An 18,220-nucleotide genomic window follows, 5' to 3' on the forward strand; every position below is an offset into this window, starting at 1 on the left:
GACGGAAGACCGTATGCGACCGATCTCCGAGCCGGCCGCCACCCCGGCGAGCGCGGCGGCGAGCACTCCCCCGCGGCGCCCCGTCTTCGACGCCCATCTCCACATCGTCGACCCCCGCTTCACCCTGATCGAGAACGACGGCTATCTGCCGCCCGCCTTCACCGTCGAGCAGTACCGGGAGCGCGTCTCCGGACTCGCCGTCCACGGCGGCGCGGTCGTCTCGGGTTCCTTCCAGGGCTTCGACCAGGAGTATCTCCGCGCCGCCCTGGCCGCGCTCGGCCCCGCCTTCGTCGGCGTCACCCAGGTCCCGGCCACCGTCACGGACGAGGAGATCACCGGCCTCGACGCCGCGGGCGTGCGCGCGGTGCGTTTCAACGTCCGCCGCGGCGGATCGGCCACGCTCGACCAGCTGGACCGCCTGGCCCGCCGCGTCCACGACATCGCCGGCTGGCACACCGAGCTCTACATCGACGCCCGGGACCTGCCGGACCTGGCCACGGCCCTGGCCGCTCTGCCCGCCGTCAGCATCGACCACCTCGGCCTGCACCGCGACGGGCTCCCCCACCTGCTGGCCCTGGTCGAGCGGGGCGTCAAGGTCAAGGCCACGGGGTTCGGGCGCGTCGACCTCGACCCCGCCGAGACCATGAACGCCATCGTGAGGACCGACCCCACCGCCCTCATGGTCGGCACCGACCTGCCCTCCACCCGCGCCCGCCGCCCGTTCACCGACGCCGACCTCGCCCTGGTCGCCCGGACCGTCGGCGAGGACCATCTCGACGCCGTGCTGTGGGGCAACGCCGCCGCGTTCTACCGCGTGCCCGCCACGGCCGCCGGGCCATGATCCACCGGACACCTCTGACCCCTACCGCTCCGGCGTGCTCCCGCGTACGACCGGCTCCGCCGGGAGCAGCAGACCGCTCGTCGGGGTGGCGGCGGGGTCCTCGACGGCGGTGATCAGCCGGTCGACCAGGGCGTGGGCGATGCGCGACAGGGGCATCCGCATGCTGGTGAGGGCGGGCTGGAGCACCGTACAGAGCGGCATGTCGTTGAAGCCGGTGACGGCGACGTCGGCGCCGATCGTGAGGCCGGCGGCCCGGACGGCCTGGTAGGCGGTCAGGGCGAGCCAGTCGTTCGCGCAGACCAGGGCCGTCGGCCGGTCGGGGCCGACGAGCAGGCGCTGGAGTGCGTGGGAGAGGGCGGCCGGGTCGTCATCGGGGACGCCGACCTCGAAGGCGCCGTCGGGCGCGGCGGCCGCGGCCTGGAGCAGGCCGGCCCGGCGGTCGGCGAGCCAGGGCAGGGAGGCGGCGGAGTTGACGTAACAGATCCTGCGGTGGCCCTGGTCGAGGAGGAGGCCGACCAGGGCGGCGGTGGCGGCGGCCGAGTCGATGTCCACCCAGTTCTGCGGGCGGCCGGGGGCGGTGCGACCGAAGGCGGCGAACGGGAAGCCGGCCTCGGCGAGCACGTCGACGCGGGGGTCGTCGTGGATGACGTCGGAGAGGACGAACCCGTCGACCTGGCGGGCCGCGATCAGCCCGTGGAAGGACTTGGCGACCGCGCCGGCGCCCTGCTCGGGGTCGCAGCGGAACAGCAGGATGCGGTGGCCGACGGCGTCGGCGGCGCTCACGAGTGCCTGGAGGAAGCCGCCCATCAGGGGGTTGGGGTCGGCGGGGTTGTCGGCGGGTGCGGGATACCCGATGACCTTGCGGGTGCCGGTGCGCAGACTGCGGGCGGACTGGTCGGGCTGGTAGCCGAGTTCGTCGATGGCGGCGGTGACCCGGGCGAGGGTGGTGGCGCGGAGCCGGTGGGGGGCGTTGAGGGCGTTCGAGACGGTCTGCCGGGAGACGCCCGCCGTGCGTGCGACGTCCTCGATGGTCACCTGTCGAGCGGTCATCGTTCCTCTGTGTCCGGTGGTCGGCGGGCTGGGGGCGGCCGCCCCCGGCCCGCCGATGGTCAGTGCTCGCGGGTCAGGGTGAGCAGGCCGCCGGTCGGCACGGTCACCGGGTTCACCCCGGCGACGAGGTCGAGCACGGTCTCGGACAGGATCTCACCACGGCAGTCCTGTACGAGGGCGAGGGCCCGTTCCGGCCGGGTGGCCGTGAGGAGCACCAGCGGGTCGTCGTCCGCGTTGGCGACGAGGAGTGTCCCGGGGCCGTCCGTGCCGTCCCGGTCCGGGAGGGCGACGGGGAGCGGCGCGTAGCGGGCGACCACCGTGGTGCGGTCGTCGCCGGCGCGGACCTGGGGGTAGCCGAGGTCCGGGCGGGAGGGTTCCAGGGAGCCGAGCTGGAGGACGCCGGCGTGGCGGCGGAAGACGTCGAGCCAGAAGCGCAGGGTGGCGAGCTGGTCGGGGGTCTGCGCGGTGAGGTCGACGGAGATCTGCGGCACCGAGAACAGGGCGTTGAGGAGGTGGACGGCCACCGCCTCGGGGGTCTCGGCGGAGTTCCACATGATCATGTCGGCGTGCACGGCGAGCGGTCCCGCGGTGAGCCGGCAGTCGATGATGCGCTGGCGGTTCTCGGCGGGGCTGAGCGGGCAGTCGACGGTGCGGACCATGGTGGCGTACGGCCAGAGGCCGGGGCTGACGTACGGCTGGCGGTGCTCGACGATGACGTCGGGCCGGGTGCGGCGCAGCCGGGCGTCGAGGTCGGCGAGCAGCCGGCGTACGCCTTCGTGGACGGTGTCGTGGTCCGCGCCGGCGGGCGGGGGTGGCGGGTCGGCGTAGGCGAAGAGGTCGATGAAGTCGAGCTTCACGCCGTCCATGTCCCACTCCTCGACGGAGCGGGAGATCTTCTCGATGAGGTAGGCGCGGACCTCGGGGTGGCGGGGGTCGAGCACGGCCGCGTCGAGCTGCGGCACCTCGCGCAGGACGACTCCCTTGAAGCGGTCCCAGGCGTCGTTGTGCCGGCCGATGAACGGCACCGCGTACCAGAGGAGGTAGGCGAGGCCGAGCCGGTGGACCTCGGCGACGTGGCCGGCGAGGTCGGGGAAGGCCGTCGTGTTGGGCTCCCAGTCGCCGCAGTGGCCGTAGCCGCGGGTGCGGTCGGCGGTCTGCCAGCCGTCGTCGACGATGATGCTCTCGATGCCGAGGCCGGCGGAGAGGGCGGCCTGGCGTTCGACGACTTCGGCGTCGAGGTTCTGGTGGAGGCTGTACCAGGTGGAGTACGCGGGCATCCGCGCGGCGGGGGCGACGCCGGGGTGCTCCACGCCCTCGGCCCACCAGTCGGTGACCGCGTGCAGGGTGGTCGCGAAGTGCCGGCCACTGAGATCGATGCGCAGCCGCAACGGCGGGCCGTCGGGGGTGAGTTCCTGCTCGACGGTGAAGGCGAACTCGCCGCTCTCCTCGACCACACCGGCTCCGGCGCGCACGGGTGCGGCGGTCTCTCCGGCGGCGGCGGTGCACAGGGCGCGGTCGCCGGTGCCGATCAGGCTCGCGACGGGGGCGCCGAGGGCGAGCGAGACGGTCCGGGGGACGATCCAGGACTGCGGCAGCCAGCGGGAGGCGTTGGTGTCCGGGGTCCAGTAGGCGGTGGCCCCGACGCAGGGGACGCGCCATTCGGCGCGGAGGGTGACGGCCTCCGTCGCCGTGACCTCGATCAGGGCCACGCCGTGGTCGACCCGGGTGACGGCGGACTGCCACGCGTCGCCGCCGAGGCCGGTGAGGTGGACGGTGAGCGGGGCCCCGGTGGAGTGGAGCAGGCCGGTGGCGAGCTGCCGGTGGGCGACGGTGCCGGGGATGTCGTCGGCCGCCGCGTTGGGGCGCCAGGCGGGGACGGGCTGTTGCGGAGCGGCGTCGCCCTCGGCGTCCTCGGGAGCGGCGTTCGGTGGTGCGGTGGTCACGGGGGTCACTCCTTGGTGGCACCGGCCAGCAGGCCGGAGATGAACTGGCGTTGCAGGATGAGGAAGAGGGCCATGACGGGGATGGCGGCGATGGCGCTGGCGAGCAGGACCTGCGCGTAGTTGGTCGTGGACAGGCCCTGGAGGGTGGCGGTGGCCACGGGCAGCGTGTACATCTCGGGGCTGCGGAGCGCGATCAGCGGCCAGACGAACTGGTTCCAGCCGCCGAGGAAGACGAACAGCGCGAGCGCCGCGATGATCGGCCGGTTGACCGGGATGACGATCCGCCACAGCACCCGCAGTTCGCCGGCGCCGTCGACGCGGGCGGCGTCGAGGAGTTCGTCGGGCATGGACCGCAGCGCCTGCCGCATCAGGAAGATGCCGAACGGCGTGACGAGGCCGGGCAGGATGACGGACTCGTAGGAGTCGATCAGGCCCAGGTCCATCATCATCTGGAAGATCGGGATCAGCATCACCGTGTCGGGGATGACGAGGGTGCTGAGCAGCAGGACGAAGAAGAGGTTGCGTCCGCGGAAGTCGAACTTGGCGAAGGCGTAGCCGGCGAGGACGGAGACGACGACCGCGCCGATGGTCTGGAGGCCTGCCACCAGGACGGTGTTGAAGAGGACGCGGGTCAGGCCGATGGACTCCTGGAGGCCCTGGAGGTTCTCCATGAGGTGGCCGCCGGGCAGCAGCTTCGGCGGCCAGGAGAAGACGTCCTTGTCGTCCTGGGTGGCGGCCATGGCGAGCCAGTAGAAGGGGCCGACGCAGAGCCCGAAGGCACCGGCGAGCAGCAGGGTGAGCAGGGGGCCGCGGGACTTCATCGGCGCTCTCCCATCAGGCGGACCTGGAGGATGCCGAGGACGGACACGATCAGCGCGAGCGCGTAGGCGAGGGCCGAGGCGTAGCCGAAGTCGAAGTACTTGAAGCCGTTGTTGTAGAGGTACATGGTGACCGTCAGGGTGGCGTTGTCGGGGCCGCCGCCGGTGAGGACGTACGGCTCGTCGAAGAGTTGCAGCGTGCCGATGGTGGAGAGCACCACCGTGAGGAGGAGGATCGGCCGCATCTGGGGCAGGGTGATGGAGAAGAAGCGGCGGACCGGTCCGGCGCCGTCGACCATCGCGGCCTCGTACAGCTCCTTGGGGATGCCCTGGAGACCGGCGAGGTACATCACCGCGTTGTAGCCGGTGTAGTGCCAGGTGATGACGAGGACGACGCCGACGCGGGCCCAGAAGGGGCTGCCGAGCCAGTTCACCGGGTCGATGCCGAAGAAGGAGAGGACCCAGTTCAGGAGTCCGGCGTCGCGGTTGAGGATCACGGAGAACATCACGCCGGCGGCGACCAGGCCCGTCAGCGACGGGACGAAGACGCCGAGCCGCCAGAGCGGGCGCAGCCAGACCTTGGTGGAGTTGAGGCCCAGGGCGACGAGCAGGGCGAGGCCGAGCATCAGCGGGACCTGGACGACCAGGATCAGGGCGGTGTTCTTGAGCGCGGTCCAGAACAGCGGATCGTCGATGAGGCGCCGGTAGTTGGCGAGTCCGGTGAACTGCCGGGCGTCGCCGTTCCCGGTGGTGAGGCTGATCCAGAACGAGGCGGCGATCGGGTACGCCTTGAAGATCGCGAAGCCCAGCACGGCGGGCATGATCAGCAGGTACGGGACGGAGTCGCGCGTCAGCAGCCGGCGGCGGCCGGGGCGGGCCCGGCCGGGGCGCGGGGTGGCGCGGCGGCCGGGAGGGGTGCCGGCGCCGCCGTTGGTGGTGGCGGCAACGGTCCCGGTCGTGCGGGCGGGTTCGGGAGGTGCGAGGGACATGGTCAGGCTGCCTGCTGCCGGCCGGTCTGCTGGGCGAGCTGAGCGGCGGCCGCCTTGAGGGCGCCGGCCGGGTCGGCGCCCTTGAGCAGCACCTGGCTCTGGGCGTCGCTGGCGAGCTTGAGGGCCCGGCTGTAGTCGCTGGTGAAGTTGGTCGCCTCGGATCCGGAGGAGAGCGAGTCGACGAGGGACTTCAGCACGCGCTGGCCGCCGTAGAAGGGGTGGGGCGCGTTGAACATCGGGTCCGCGTAGGCCGCCTTGAGGGCGGGGAAGACGCTGCCGGAGGAGTACATGCGGTTGATCTCGGCGGGCTTGGTCAGCGCGTGCTCGATGAAGCGCCAGGCCGCCTTGCGGCGCTTGCTGGTGTTCGAGACCGCGAGGTAGGTGGAGTTGACGATGACGCTGCGGCCTCCGCCGGGGACGGCGGCCGGCGGCTGCATGACGCGCCACTTGCCGCTCTGGGCGGGGAACTTCTCGGCCATGTATCCCACGGCCCAGGCGGCCTCGGGCGCGGTGGCGAGTTTCCCCTGGCTGATCAGCCGCTTCCAGGTGCCCTGGCCCGCGGTGTCGGCGAGCAGGCCGCCGTCGTTGAGCCGCTTGATGACGGTGAGGGCCTTGATCGCCTCCGGGGAGGCGAGGGTGACCTTGCCTTCCTGGTCGAAGTAGAAGGCGCCCTGGAGCTGCATCAGGTTCTGGAAGAAGTCCATGTCCTGGGTGGTGCCGGGCTTGTCGAGCCCGATCAGCTGGGCGCCGGTGGCGGCGCGGATCTTCGGTCCGGCGGCGATCAGGTCGTCCCAGCTGCTGATGGAGGCGGGGTCGACGTCGGCCTTCTCGAAGAAGTCGTGGCGGTAGAACAGCCCGAGGGGGTTGACTTCCCAGGGCAGGGCGTGGACGGCTCTGTCCTTGCCTATGACGGTAGGCCACAGGCCTTCGACGAAGGCGTCCTTGTGCTTGTCGGCGCCGAGCCGGGACAGGTCGGCGATGCCCTCAGGGAACTTCGCCAGGTATCCGGGCAGGTAGTCGACGCCGATGTGGAGGACGTCGGCGAGGCCCTTGCCGCCCGAGGCGAGGCCGACGGTGATCTTGTCCCAGATGGCCGGTTCGCCGACGTCCTGGATCTCCACCGTGATGTCCGGGTTGTCCCGCTCGAAGGAGGGGACGACTCCGCGCAGGGCCTCCGCCGCGGAGGTCCAGCTCCAGACGGTGATCTTCCCGCTGTCGCCGTCGGCGCCGGCGGTGTCGGTGCCCGATCCGCCGCCGCCGCAGGCGGCCAGGCCGAATCCGGCGGCGGAGGCGGTGGCGAGGTGAAGCATCTGGCGGCGGCTCAGCTGGTGGGACATGTCGGCTCCTGGGTGAGGGTGTCGGTGCAGGGGGTGGTGTCGGTGACGGTGCAGGGGGTGGTGTCGGTGACGGTGCGGGGGGTGGTGTCGGTGGCGGTGCGGGGGGTGGTGTCGGCGACCGTCCGGGTCCGGCCGGTCAGCGCGTGCAGCGCGTCCGCGAACAGATCCACCGCGACGGCCGGGGTGGAGACATGGGGAGAGAGGCGGATCCACTCGTCGCGGCGCGTGGTGATCACACCGGCCGCTTCGAGAGTGCGGTGGACGGTCACGGGGTCGTGACCCGGGAGACGGAAGGTGCCGATTCCGGCGCGTTCCCGGTGGCCGAGCCCGTCGAGCAGGATCTCGGCGCCGGCCTGCCGGGCCCTGTCGAGGAGCTCGGCGAGGATGGCCCTGATCCGGGCGCCCGTGGCGGCCGGGCCGCCCTCGGCGAGCAGCTCGTCGACGGCCGCGCCGATGGCGGCGGCGGCCGGGAAGTCCGGGTTGGTGGCGAGGTGGGCCGCGGCCCCGGGCAGCGGGGGCGCGGGGTGCCGCGCCGCGAAGGGCTCCGAGACACCGGCCCAGCCGCCGAGCCCGGGGGCGACGCGCTCGGCGCACCGGTCGCGGATCAGCAGCAGCGCGGCGCCCCAGCCTGCCCGTAGCCACTTCTGGCCGCCGCCGACGAGGACGTCGGCGGCGTCCGCTTCGAGCGGTACGGCGCCGAGTCCCTGGATGGCGTCGACGATCAGGAGGCGGTCCGGGCCGAGGACTTCCTTGAGGGCGGCGAGCGGTGCGACGTGCCCGGTGAGGGAGTCGACGGCGCTGACCGTGAGTGCGGTGACCTCGGGGGTGAGGTTCCGGCGCAGCAGGTCGGGGGTGATGTGGCGCTGCCCGTCCGGGTCGACGAGGCGGACGTCCGGGCCGCCTCGTCCGGCGAACCGCAGCCACGGGTAGACGTTGGCGGGGAATTCCCCGCGGGGCACCAGGACGGTGCCGGGGCCCTGGAGGCCGGCGGCCACGGTGAACAGGCCGTTGCTGGTGGACGGGGAGAGGGCGATCTCGTGGGGGTGGGCGCCGAGGAGCCGGGCCGCCGAGGTCCGTGCGGCGTCGCTGAGGGCGAACAGCCGGTCGAGGTCGGCAGGGTCCGCGCGGGTGGCCAGGTCGGTCGCGGTGGCGAGGGCCGCGGAGGCCCGGCGGGAGAGCGGGCCGACCCTGGCGTGATCGAGGTAGCCCGCCATCGGGCCACGGGCGGGGGCAGGACCGGAAGCCGCGTGGGTGGCGGCCTCGGGTGCCCGGGGATGAATTTGATCGTTCAAAATATGTTCCTCAAGACGCCGTCTGCATGATCTTCCCTGAATTTGAAGGTTCACATTAGAGAGCCGAGGTCGCCTCGGCAAGAGGTTGGACGAGGCGGACCGCCGCTCTTCGGGGGAACCCGCCCCGGGGCGGCGCGCGGCGCCGAGGGATGCCCCGGGGTTCGGGCTATCCATGGCCACAGGCGACGGTCGCCCGTGACCGTCACTGTCCGGGAAACCGGAAAGGTGGGAGAACCAGTGGCTGTCCAGCCCATCCCCGAGGGATACCCGCGCGTCACGCCGTACCTCTGCGTCGACGGAGCCGCGGCCGCGATCGACTTCTACGTGTCCGCGTTCGGCGCCGTCGAGCGCATGCGCATGCCGGCGCCCGGAGGCACGATCGGCCACGCCGAGCTGTCCCTCGGCAACTCGGTCATCATGCTCGCGGACGAGTTCCCCGACATGGGGTTCCGCTCACCCAAGGCGGTCGGCGGCACACCCGTCACCCTGCACGTCTACGTGGAGGACGTCGACGCGGTCTTCGCCAAGGCCCTCGCCCAGGGCGCCAAGGAACTCTCCCCGGTCAAGGACGAGTTCTACGGCGACCGCACCGGGCAGCTCGAGGACCCCTTCGGCCACCGCTGGAACCTCGCCACGCACGTGGAGGACGTTCCCGAGGAGGAGATGGAGCAGCGGGCGAAGAAGGCCATGCAGTCGATGCAGCCCCCGTCCGACGCCGCCTGAACGACCGCCCCGGGCGGGGGCGGCTCAGCGCCCCCGCCCCGCCGGGACCTGCCCGACTGAAGCAGGGCCGGACACCCGGGCGGCGCCCCGCTCTCCCCGGCGCCGTCGAGGCGCACCCGGACGCGAACTGTCACATCACGGCCGCCGAGCTCGACGCCCGGCACGGCGTACGGGCGGACGGGTCGACGCCCCGGGCTCCGGGGCGTCGACCCGGTGCATGACGCCCCGCACCACTGGGCAGGACGCTGCCATGACTGTGCTCACCCCGGACATCCGCGCGCGGATCGAGGCCCCGCACCTCTGGTACGTCGCGACCGTCGACGCCGACGGAGCGCCTCATGTCAGCCCGATGTGGGTCGGCCTCGACGGTGACCTCGTCTTCTTCAACACCGCCGTGGGACGCGTCAAGGAGCGCAATCTCCGCCGTGATCCGCGCGTGTCCCTGTCGCAGGCCGACCGGGCCGACCCCTTCGACCGCGTCCAGATCCGCGGCCGGGTCGTGCGGTTCGTCGAGGGTGCGGAGGCGGACCGGAACATGGACCGACTGGCGGCCAAGTACCTCGGCACCGAGCGGTACGAATGGGTCATCCCGGGCGAGCGGCGGGTGGTCGCGCTGATCGAGCCGACGAGGATCCGACGCGTCGTCGGCGTCGAACCACTCCCCCAGGGCGCACCCGGGGCATGAGCCCGGCCCGGTAGGGGCCCCCTTCGGGGCCGGGCCGGGGCTCTGCCATCCTTTCGGCGTGACGCTCGCGCCGCCCGCCCCGGAACCCATCACCCCGGACTCACCCCATGCCCCGCCGAATCCCCTCCTGACCCAGTCCTGGCTCGACCTGGCCTTCCTCCACTGGCCCGTCGACCGCGACGTGGTCGCCCCGCTGCTGCCGGCCGGGACCGTTCCGGACACCCTGAACGGTGTGACGTACGTCGGGCTCGTCGCCTTCCGGATGCACCGGGTCGGATGGTTCCGCCTGCCCGGCGTCCCCTACCTGGGCAGCTTTCCCGAGACGAACGTCCGTCTCTACTCGGTGGACGCGCGGGGCCGCCGCGGGGTGGTGTTCCGTTCGCTCGACGCCTCGCGACTCGTTCCCGTCGCCTTCGGACGGGCCCTGTTCCGGCTGCCGTACGTGTGGTCGAGGATGGCCGTCCGCCATGACGGCGCCACCGTCACGTACACCAGCAGCCGGCGCCTGCCGGGGCCGCGCGGCGCGCACAGCCGGATCGTGCTGCGGGTCGGGGAGCGCGTCGAGGCCCCCACGGAGCTCGAACACTTCCTGACGGCCCGCTGGGGCATGCACACCGCCTTCTTCGGACGGTCGCTCTACCTCCCGAACGCACACCCGCGCTGGCCGCTCCACCGCGCGGAACTCCTCGCGTGCGAGGAGGACTTGGTGGAATCGGCGGGGCTCCCCCGGCCGGCCGGTGTGCCCGTGAGCGTGCTGTACTCGCCCGGCGTCCCCGTGGAGTTCGGCCGCCCGGCCCGACGCCCTGGCGGCATCCCCACGCCATGAGCGGCTGACGGACGTCCTCACCGTGTTCGACACCGACGTCCGGATCGCTCAGAGCCCGTCGCCCCAGCCGAAGGTGGCGCCGTACGCACGCTGGAACGCGTGCCGGCCCCTGCCTCCGTCGGCGTGGACCCAGGTGAGGGCGATGGCGAACCAGAGCAGGAAGATTCCACCCACGACACCCAGCGCGAGAAGCTCTCCGAACCACGCGAGAAGGAGCAGCGCGCCGATCACGACGGCCACGCCGATGTGGGCTCCCCGCAGGTCGATCGGCGTCGAATTGCGCCGGGCCCGACGCCTCGCGCGCTCGTCGGCGAAACGCCTCTCGCGGACGTCCTCGGGTTCGTTCTCGTCGAAGGTCACTGCTTCCCCCTGAACACGACCGCCGGCCCTCGGCGCAGGACCGTTCCTGCTCCGTGAGACTCCCGACGGACAGACGGGGTTGCCCCGGCCGTCGGCACCGTGCAGGGAGGTACTGCACGGTGCCGGTCCGGCGGCGGGGGCGGTCGGTCAGGAGATCTCGGGGAGCACGCCGGTGACCGGGGCCGCCAGGTCGGTGAGCTGGCGGATCTGGCCCAGCTCGTTCAGGCCGTTGAGGCCGCCCAGCTGGCCCGCGATGCCGGGGAACTGGCCGCGGGACTCCTCGGGGATGCCGGTCGTCGCGACGGCGTCGAGCTCGCTGATCGGGTTGATGGGCGGGCCGAGCGGGCTGGTGGGGACGACGGCCTGCGCCGCCGACGCGCCGAGGCACGAGAAGGCGGCGGCGACGGCCAGGACCGAGGAAATACGTCGTGTTGAGGTCATACCCCTCACAACGGAGCGACGTGCCGACGGACACGGCCCCGCCCCGCTCCCACCGCCCGAACGGGGGTCCCCTCTCCGCTATATCCGCTTCAGGCGCGCCCGCCACGGGCCGTCCGCCGCTTCGAACTGCACCACGAGCGGCCCCTCGGGCAGCGGAACGGTCTCGCGCCGCTCGCCGATCTCGTTGACGACGTTCTCGTCCTCGGGCAGGGCGGTGTGGTCGTCGTGAGCGGCGAGTTCGTAGATGTTCACGATGAGGTTGTCGTCGCCGCGGTAGCGGATGGCGAGGTCGGCCGCTCCCCCCGTGTGCAGCAGTACCTCGGGGCCGCGGAACTCCACCTCCTCCTCCGTCAGACGGAGGGCCGCCGCCAGCGGCGACACCTCCACCCGCCACGGCCCTTCCGCCTCCAGCCTCATACGGAGAGGCCCGTTCCCGGGGACGGTGGCGAGCACCCGGCCCCGGAAGTCGTCCTCGGTGCTGTTGACGAGGTTGTCCGTCTCCTTGTTCCGCCGGTCGAGGACCGTCAGGCCGGTGTACCCGTCGCCCCGTACGTCGAGCTGAACGACGACCGGCCCCGGCGGGAGCCCACTCACGGTGATCACGTCGTTGTCCCGGCCGGTCTGTGTGTACGGCGCGAAGACGGGCCCGTACGACCAGACGGGTCCGTACGACGGCTGCCGGTCCGCCGCGACGGGAACGGCCGCCGGTACGACGGGGGGCGTCGGCGGCAGAGGAGGAAGCGCGAAGGCCGGCGCGGGCGGTGCCTGCGGTACCTGCAGGGCCTGCGGGGGCAGTGGGGCCTGCGGGGCCTGCGGGGGCAGTGGCAGCACTGACACCGGCACCGCCACCGCCACCGCTGGCGCGACCGGCTGTGCCACGTCCACGCCGTGGTCCCTGGCCAGCCCCGCGAGGCCGTTCGCGTATCCCTGGCCCACCGCGCGGAACTTCCAGCCGCCCGCCCGCCGGTACAGCTCCGCCAGCACCATCGCCGTCTCTCCGGCGCCGTCCGTCACGTCGTACCGCGCGACCGATGTGCCGTCGGGGGCGAACGCCTCCACCGACAGCCCGGCGACGTCCCGCATCGTGACGCCGTTCCCCGTCGACCCGACCACCAGGACACGGGCGATCCGGTCCTCGACCGCGGTGAGGCCGACGTCCAGCCACGCCGTGCCGTCGCCCGGCTCCGTCAGCCGCACCGCCCCGGACGGATGCAGCGGCGCCCCGTGGAAGACGACGTCTCCGTCACCTCCCACCGCCCCGGCCTCCGTGAGCAGCAGGGCCATCGCGTCCACGCCGCCGCCCCGTACGGCGATCCGCAGCGGGACGGACGGCACGAAGCCATTGCCTCCCTTGATCATCGACCCCACGGCTCGGCGGCCCTTCCCCTCGTGTCCCCACCCTTGTCGATCACAGAGCGATCCTGCATTCGAGGGCGCCCGCGAGGCAAGGCCCCTCGTCGGCGGGGCCGGTGGGTCAGGCTCCGGCGAGCTCGGCGTTGGCGCGCTCCGTGACCAGGGTCAGCACGCGGCCCGCGACCGCGAGGTCCTCGGCCGGAATGCCGGCGTACAGCCTGGCGGAGACCTCGGCGGACTCGGCGGAGGTGGTTTCGTCCAGCTCCCGTCCGGCCTCCGTGAGCCTCAGCCGGGACGGGTCCGCCGGGTCCTCTTCCAGCAGTGTGCCGGCGGTCAGCTCGTCGACGACACCGCGTACGAGCGACTCGTCGGTCTTCAGCGAGTCGTTGACGTCGGCGACGAGCGCGTCACGGGCGATGGACCCGCCCGCGGCCACGACGGCCCGGATGGTCACGCTCTGGTGGTACGTAAGACCGTGGCGGGTCAGCACGCCCTCCAGGACGGCGCGCGCGGCGAAGAAGGCCAGGGCGACGGTCCGGCCGTTGGCCGTCGGCGCGGGGGTGATGGGTGTGGTGGTCATGACTGCTCCTCGTCGTTCTCGGTGTGCGGATCAAGGGGTACGTCGAGCAGGGTCGCCAGCTCGCGGGTGAACTGCCGTGTGCGCGGGCCGTCCTGTCCCCCGAGCGGCTCCAGCAACTGGTCGAGGAGGCCCTGGACCACCGTGATGGCGCGGCGCGTGACGTCGTGCCCCTCCTCGGTGAGCGACAGCTGCACGGCGCGCGGGTCGTCCGGGTCCCGGGTGCGGGCGACGAGCCCTGCGGTCTCCAGGGCGCGGGCCAGCTTGGACACGTAGAGCGCTTCGAGCCCCGTGTGGTCGGCGAGGCGGCGCTGGCTGGGCCGGAGCCCGGAGCGCGCCATGCCGTACAGCGAGGCCATCAGCGCGTACTGCGCATGGGTCAGGCCCAGCGGTGCGACCGCCCGGTCGACGGCGACCCGCCACTTCATCGACAGACGCCAGACCAGAAATCCCGCCGTGGCGCCCTCAGTTGCTCTGCTCACATCGAGATACAGTACATAGCTACTATGTCCATGGCTACTATTTTCTCGCCGATGTGCGCGGCGGGTGGTGCGGAAGAGGGGGTGGGAGGGGCGGCAAGAGGACGTACGCACTCCTTGCCACTTACAACTTATAGCGCACAGGGGGGCTTGCGGCAAGGCCCCGGTGATACCTCAGAATCCTCGACATGACCCCCCTGATCACCAGCGCGTTCGACCTTCCCGACCGACTCTCCCCCAAGGCCGACCCGGCGCTGATCGCCGGTGACGAGAAGCACTTCGCGGACATCGCGGAAAGCCTCGACCAGGTGATCGCCGAACTGTCCGACCGGCTCGACGCCGAGCTGAAGGCCCCCGGCGGCGTCGGCCGTGAGGCGATGGAGCGGGACTTGGAGGTCCACCGGCTGACCGCACGCCTGCGCGCGCTGCGCCGCTTCGGCCTGGACCTGTGTCTCGGGCACATGGTCGCCGCGGACGGTTCCGAGCCCCTGTACGTCGGGCGGCTCGGTCTCACCGACAGTTCGGGGCGCCGGCTGCTCATCGACTGGCGCTCCCCCGCGGCCGAGCCGTTCTTCGGCGCGACCCACGGCAACCCGATGGGTCTCGCGAGCCGCCGCAGGTACCGCTGGACCGGCGGCCGGATCAGCGACTACTGGGACGAGGTGTTCACCCAGGACGCGTTCGTCGGGCACGCCGCCCTCGACGACCAGTCGGCCTTCATCGCGAGCCTCGGCAACAACCGCTCGGCCCGGATGCGTGACGTCCTCGGCACCATCCAGTCCGACCAGGACGCCATCATCCGTGCGGGATCCCGCGGCGCTCTCGTCGTCGACGGCGGCCCCGGTACGGGCAAGACCGTCGTCGCGCTCCACCGCTCCGCCTATCTCCTCTACTCCGACCCCCGTCTCGGTCACCGTCGTGGCGGTGTGCTCTTCGTCGGCCCCCACGACCCGTACCTGGCGTACGTCGCCGACGTCCTCCCCAGCCTCGGCGAGGAGGGCGTGCGGACGTGCACCCTGCGGGACCTCGTCCCCGAGGGGGCTTCGGCGCCGGGCGAGGCCGACGCGGAGGTCGCCCGCCTGAAGTCGTCCGCGGACATGGTGAAGGCGATCGAGAAGGCCGTCCGCTTCTACGAGGATCCGCCGGCCGAGGGGATGCCGGTCACCACGCCGTGGGCGGAGATGTGGCTGAGCGCGGAGGAATGGGTCGAGGCGTTCCAGGCGCCGGGGCCCAGCACTCCGCACAACGAGGCACGGGACCTGATCTGGGAGGAGCTGGCCACGATCCTGTGGGACAAGTTCGACGCGGACGGGCACGCGGGCGGCGACGGGGACGGCGGTGACGCCGTGTCGCCCGAGCAGTTCCGCAGGGCGCTGCTGCACGACAAGGAGCTGGTCGGCACGCTCCATCGCGCGTGGCCGCTCCTCGAACCCGCCGACGTCGTCGGCGACCTGTGGACGGTCCCGGCCTACCTGCGGATGTGTGCTCCCTGGCTCGACCGCGACGAGGTCCGGACGCTGCGGCGCGAGGACCCGCACGCCTGGACGGTGTCGGACCTGCCGCTGCTCGACGCGGCACGGCAGCGGCTCGGCGACCCGAAGGCGTCGCAGCGCAAGCGCCGGCACGACGCCACCGTCGCCGCCGAGCGCGAGCGCATGGCCGGCGTCATCAGCGACATCGTCGAGGCCGATGCCGACGGCGAGGGTGCGGTGACCATGCTGCGCGGCCGTGACCTCCAGGACAGCCTGATCGACGGGACCGCGCTGCCCGGCGCCGACGTGGACCCGCTGGCCGGGCCGTTCGCGCACGTCGTCGTGGACGAGGCGCAGGAGCTGACCGACGCGGAGTGGCAGATGCTGCTGATCCGCTGCCCGTCGCGGAGCTTCACCATCGTCGGTGACCGCGCGCAGGCCAGGCACGGGTTCACCGAGTCGTGGCGGGAGCGGCTGGAGCGGGTCGGGATCGACCGTATCGACGTGGCGTCGCTCAGCGTCAACTACCGGACGCCGGAGGAGGTCATGACGGAGGCCGAGCCGGTGATCCGGGCCGCGCTGCCCGACGCCAACGTGCCGAGCTCTATCCGCAGCAGCGGCATCCCGGTCGTCCACGGGTCCCTCGCGGAGCTCGACTCGGTGCTCGGCACCTGGCTCGCCGAGAACGCCGATGGGATCGCCTGCGTCATCGGTGACCCCACCTTCCCTGCGACGGCCCGCGTGCGGTCGCTGACCCCTCAGTTGTCGAAGGGGCTGGAGTTCGACCTGGTCGTCCTCGTCGATCCCGAGACGTACGGCGAGGGCATCGAGGGCGCGGTCGACCGCTATGTCGCCATGACCCGGGCGACCCAGCGGCTCGTCATCCTCACGAGCTCCTGAGGCCGGCGGGCGGCAGGCGGAGCGTGAAGCGCGCGCCGCCGCCGGGGGCCTGTCCGACGGTCAGGTCCCCGCCGTGGCGGCGGGCCACGTCGCGGGCGATGGCGAGGCCGAGACCCGCGCCGCCGTCGTCCCGGGTCCTGGCGTCGTCGAGGCGGACGAAGCGCTCGAAGACGCGGTCGCGTTCGGCCTCGGGGACGCCGGGGCCGTCGTCGTCCACGCGCAGCAGGACACCGCCGTCCGTCACGCCTACGGTGGCGGTGATCCGGGTGTCCGCGTGCCGCTGGGCGTTGTCGAGGAGGTTGCCGATCACCCGGGCGAGCTGCTGCCGGGAGCCGGAGACGACCGCCCCGGCGTCGGCTTCGACTCCGGGTTCGAGCGCGACGGCTCCTGCTCCGGCCTCGACCCGTACGCGGATCCGGTCGCCGGTCCGCTGGGCGACCTCCCCGGCCAGCAGCTCCCCCAGGTCCACCCGCCCGTCGCCCGGCCGCTCCCCGGCGTCCAGGCGGGCGAGGAGGAGCAGGTCGGCGGCGAGGTGCTGGAGCCGGACGGTGTCCTCCACGGCGCCGGGCAGGTCGAGCAGGTCGGGGTGGGCCGCCGCGACCTCCAGCTGGGTGCGCAGGCTGGCGATCGGGCTGCGCAGTTCGTGGGAGGCGTCGGCGACGAACCTGCGCTGGCGTTCCACGGAGGCTTCGAGGGCGGTGAGCGTCTCGTTGGTCGTACGGGCCAGCCGGGCGACCTCGTCACCGCTGACGGGCTCCGGGACCCGTCTGCTCAGGTCGGCGGAGGCGGTGATCGCGGCCATCTCGCGACGGATGTCCTCGACGGGCCGCAGGGCGCGGCGGGTCACGAGCCAGGTCACGACGGCCACCACGCCGAGGAGGAGGGGCAGTCCGGTCATCATCGCGACGGCCGCCGTGCCGACGGTGGACTGGCGGCCCGCGAGGGACGCCCCGGCATAGACGAGCACGGTCTCGTCGCGCGGGTCCGTGGCCTCGACCTGGCTGAACCGGTACGTGGCGTCCTCACCGTCGACGGTGGCGCGGCCCTCGCCGTGCCAGGTGGTCTCGCCGACGCTGCCGGCTTCGGGGTCGTCCGCGTCGTCGTCGTCATCGCGGCCTGTGCCGGGGCTCGGCGCCGGGGTGACACCGGGGACGCCGGTGCCGCTGATCGCCTCCAGGTCCTCGCTCACCGCGAGCAGCCGGCCGTCCCGGTCGACGACCTGGACGGGGTGGTCCTCGGCATCGGGCAGTTCGAGCTCCGCGTACGGGGTGCCCGCCGCGATCTGGGACGCGACCCGGCGCGCGGCGGCGTCGGCCTCGGCGTCGGCCTGCCCGCCGAGGTTGCTGCGGAGCGCGAGGAGGACGGCGATGCCCGCCGCGATCAGGGCGACGGCGACGACCAGGGTCGCGCCGAGGGTCGCCTTCGCCCGGACGGAGCCGAAGGGGCGCCGGCGGCTCACTGCGCCTCCAGGCGGTAGCCGGCTCCGCGGACGGTACGGATCAGGTCGGCGCCGAGTTTGCGGCGCAGCGTCCTGACGTACACCTCGACGATGTTCGGGTCGCCTTCGTAGGCGAAGTCCCAGACGTGGGCGAGGATCTCGCTCTTGGAGACGACCTCCCCTGCACGTACGGCGAGCTGCTCCAGGACGGCGAACTCCTTCGCCGCGAGCGGGACCTCCGTCCCCTCGCGGAAGACCCTGCGCGCGGTGGTCTCGACCCTCAGCGTGCCGAGGTCCAGCACCGGCGAGCCGCCGGCTCCGGTCCTGCGGCGCAGGAGCGCCCGGATCCGGGCGACGAGGACGACGTACGAGAACGGTTTGGTGAGGTAGTCGTCGGCGCCCGTGTCGAGGCCCTCGGCCTCGTCGTACTCGCCGTCCTTGGCGGTGAGCATCAGGATCGGGACGTCGTTGCCCGCGGCGCGGAGGGTGGCGCAGACGCGGTAGCCGTTCATGCCGGGCAGCATGATGTCGAGCACCACCAGGTCGTACGGTTCGGCGGACGCCTGGTGCAGGCCTTCGAGCCCGTCGTGGACGACGTCCACGGCGAAGCCCTCGGCCCGCAGGCCCTTCGCCAGGGACAGGGCGAGGCGTCTTTCGTCTTCCACGATCAGCAGCCGCATGCGCACCAGCTTCGCA

General features: G+C 72.7%; 18 protein-coding genes. 5 read left to right on the forward strand and 13 right to left on the reverse strand.

The annotated features are described in order from the left end of the window. Window positions 1-13 precede the first annotated feature (13 nt). Complete coding sequence (locus OG357_RS02745) at window positions 14-841, forward strand: amidohydrolase family protein (RefSeq protein ID WP_329619562.1); 828 nt, start codon at window positions 14-16, stop codon at window positions 839-841. Window positions 842-862: 21 nt separating this feature from the next. On the opposite strand, the gene OG357_RS02750 is transcribed toward OG357_RS02745, so the two are convergent. Genes OG357_RS02750 through OG357_RS02775 form a run of 6 tightly spaced genes read right to left on the reverse strand, consistent with a single transcriptional unit; the run spans window position 863 to window position 8,192 of the window. Further along, complete coding sequence (locus OG357_RS02750) at window positions 863-1,891, reverse strand: LacI family DNA-binding transcriptional regulator (RefSeq protein WP_329619563.1); 1,029 nt, start codon at window positions 1,889-1,891, stop codon at window positions 863-865. A 59-nt stretch (window positions 1,892-1,950) separates the two neighbouring features. After that, on the reverse strand, window positions 1,951-3,834 hold the full coding sequence (locus OG357_RS02755) for a glycoside hydrolase family 36 protein (RefSeq protein WP_329619564.1): 1,884 nt from the start codon (window positions 3,832-3,834) through the stop codon (window positions 1,951-1,953). A 5-nt stretch (window positions 3,835-3,839) separates the two neighbouring features. Then, window positions 3,840-4,655, reverse strand: coding sequence for a carbohydrate ABC transporter permease (locus OG357_RS02760; protein WP_329619565.1), 816 nt, complete (start codon window positions 4,653-4,655; stop codon window positions 3,840-3,842). Further along, the gene (locus OG357_RS02765; protein ID WP_329619566.1) at window positions 4,652-5,641 is read right to left on the reverse strand and encodes a carbohydrate ABC transporter permease; all 990 of its coding nucleotides are present in this window, start codon (window positions 5,639-5,641) and stop codon (window positions 4,652-4,654) included. The genes OG357_RS02760 and OG357_RS02765 overlap by 4 nt, the downstream gene beginning before the upstream one ends. Window positions 5,642-5,643: 2 nt before the next feature. Then, window positions 5,644-6,978 (reverse strand): ABC transporter substrate-binding protein, encoded by a 1,335-nt coding sequence (locus OG357_RS02770; protein WP_329619567.1) that lies wholly within the window; start codon window positions 6,976-6,978, stop codon window positions 5,644-5,646. Beyond that, entirely contained in the window at window positions 6,963-8,192 is a 1,230-nt protein-coding gene (locus OG357_RS02775; protein WP_329619568.1) for an aminotransferase class V-fold PLP-dependent enzyme, read from the reverse strand. The genes OG357_RS02770 and OG357_RS02775 overlap by 16 nt, the downstream gene beginning before the upstream one ends. Before the next feature lie 315 nt (window positions 8,193-8,507). Between OG357_RS02775 and OG357_RS02780 the strand changes: the two genes are divergently transcribed. From OG357_RS02780 to OG357_RS02790, 3 genes are all read left to right on the forward strand, one after another. Beyond that, window positions 8,508-8,993, forward strand: coding sequence for a VOC family protein (locus OG357_RS02780; protein WP_329619569.1), 486 nt, complete (start codon window positions 8,508-8,510; stop codon window positions 8,991-8,993). A 250-nt stretch (window positions 8,994-9,243) separates the two neighbouring features. Continuing rightward, window positions 9,244-9,678 carry a PPOX class F420-dependent oxidoreductase gene (locus OG357_RS02785; protein WP_329619570.1) on the forward strand — a complete coding sequence of 145 codons (435 nt, stop codon included), beginning with the start codon at window positions 9,244-9,246 and terminating at the stop codon, window positions 9,676-9,678. Between the two features lie 58 nt (window positions 9,679-9,736). Continuing rightward, window positions 9,737-10,504, forward strand: coding sequence for a YqjF family protein (locus OG357_RS02790; protein ID WP_329619571.1), 768 nt, complete (start codon window positions 9,737-9,739; stop codon window positions 10,502-10,504). A gap of 48 nt (window positions 10,505-10,552) precedes the next feature. Here OG357_RS02790 and OG357_RS02795 read toward each other — a convergent pair whose 3' ends face one another. The 5 genes from OG357_RS02795 to OG357_RS02815 all read right to left on the reverse strand — a co-directional run bounded on the left by OG357_RS02795 (window position 10,553) and on the right by OG357_RS02815 (window position 13,717). Then, complete coding sequence (locus OG357_RS02795; protein WP_329619572.1) at window positions 10,553-10,864, reverse strand: hypothetical protein; 312 nt, start codon at window positions 10,862-10,864, stop codon at window positions 10,553-10,555. Between the two features lie 147 nt (window positions 10,865-11,011). After that, window positions 11,012-11,305, reverse strand: coding sequence for a hypothetical protein (locus OG357_RS02800; protein ID WP_329619573.1), 294 nt, complete (start codon window positions 11,303-11,305; stop codon window positions 11,012-11,014). 78 nt (window positions 11,306-11,383) lie between these two features. Continuing rightward, a complete protein-coding gene (locus tag OG357_RS02805) occupies window positions 11,384-12,640 on the reverse strand; it encodes a TerD family protein (RefSeq protein WP_329619574.1) in 1,257 nt (418 codons plus the stop codon). Window positions 12,641-12,779: 139 nt separating this feature from the next. Continuing rightward, entirely contained in the window at window positions 12,780-13,238 is a 459-nt protein-coding gene (locus OG357_RS02810; RefSeq protein WP_329619575.1) for a MarR family transcriptional regulator, read from the reverse strand. Next, window positions 13,235-13,717, reverse strand: a complete 483-nt coding sequence (locus OG357_RS02815) for a MarR family winged helix-turn-helix transcriptional regulator (RefSeq protein WP_329619576.1) — start codon at window positions 13,715-13,717, stop codon at window positions 13,235-13,237. The genes OG357_RS02810 and OG357_RS02815 overlap by 4 nt, the downstream gene beginning before the upstream one ends. A gap of 185 nt (window positions 13,718-13,902) precedes the next feature. Between OG357_RS02815 and helR the strand changes: the two genes are divergently transcribed. Continuing rightward, window positions 13,903-16,086 carry an RNA polymerase recycling motor ATPase HelR gene (helR, locus tag OG357_RS02820; protein ID WP_329619577.1) on the forward strand — a complete coding sequence of 728 codons (2,184 nt, stop codon included), beginning with the start codon at window positions 13,903-13,905 and terminating at the stop codon, window positions 16,084-16,086. On the opposite strand, the gene OG357_RS02825 is transcribed toward helR, so the two are convergent. Both OG357_RS02825 and OG357_RS02830 read right to left on the reverse strand, forming a co-directional pair. Next, a complete protein-coding gene (locus OG357_RS02825; protein ID WP_329619578.1) occupies window positions 16,073-17,545 on the reverse strand; it encodes a sensor histidine kinase in 1,473 nt (490 codons plus the stop codon). The two genes, helR and OG357_RS02825, sit on opposite strands and share 14 nt — an antisense overlap. Continuing rightward, entirely contained in the window at window positions 17,542-18,204 is a 663-nt protein-coding gene (locus OG357_RS02830) for a response regulator transcription factor (RefSeq protein WP_329619579.1), read from the reverse strand. The genes OG357_RS02825 and OG357_RS02830 overlap by 4 nt, the downstream gene beginning before the upstream one ends. Between the last annotated feature and the right edge of the window lie 16 nt (window positions 18,205-18,220).

This window comes from Streptomyces sp. NBC_01255, assembly GCF_036226445.1.
Taxonomy (GTDB): domain Bacteria; phylum Actinomycetota; class Actinomycetes; order Streptomycetales; family Streptomycetaceae; genus Streptomyces.

Excerpts from the sequence above, each read along its gene's own strand:
- OG357_RS02745 (WP_329619562.1), top strand. The coding sequence starts at position 14 with ATGCGACCGATCTCCGAGCCGGCCGCCACCCCGGCGAGCGCGGCGGCG.
- OG357_RS02750 (WP_329619563.1), bottom strand. The coding sequence starts at position 1,891 with ATGACCGCTCGACAGGTGACCATCGAGGACGTCGCACGCACGGCGGGC.
- OG357_RS02760 (WP_329619565.1), bottom strand. The coding sequence starts at position 4,655 with ATGAAGTCCCGCGGCCCCCTGCTCACCCTGCTGCTCGCCGGTGCCTTC.
- OG357_RS02765 (WP_329619566.1), bottom strand. The coding sequence starts at position 5,641 with ATGTCCCTCGCACCTCCCGAACCCGCCCGCACGACCGGGACCGTTGCC.
- OG357_RS02770 (WP_329619567.1), bottom strand. The coding sequence starts at position 6,978 with ATGTCCCACCAGCTGAGCCGCCGCCAGATGCTTCACCTCGCCACCGCC.
- OG357_RS02775 (WP_329619568.1), bottom strand. The coding sequence starts at position 8,192 with ATGGCGGGCTACCTCGATCACGCCAGGGTCGGCCCGCTCTCCCGCCGG.
- OG357_RS02785 (WP_329619570.1), top strand. The coding sequence starts at position 9,244 with ATGACTGTGCTCACCCCGGACATCCGCGCGCGGATCGAGGCCCCGCAC.
- OG357_RS02800 (WP_329619573.1), bottom strand. The coding sequence starts at position 11,305 with ATGACCTCAACACGACGTATTTCCTCGGTCCTGGCCGTCGCCGCCGCC.
- OG357_RS02810 (WP_329619575.1), bottom strand. The coding sequence starts at position 13,238 with ATGACCACCACACCCATCACCCCCGCGCCGACGGCCAACGGCCGGACC.
- helR (WP_329619577.1), top strand. The coding sequence starts at position 13,903 with ATGACCCCCCTGATCACCAGCGCGTTCGACCTTCCCGACCGACTCTCC.
- OG357_RS02830 (WP_329619579.1), bottom strand. The coding sequence starts at position 18,204 with ATGCGGCTGCTGATCGTGGAAGACGAAAGACGCCTCGCCCTGTCCCTG.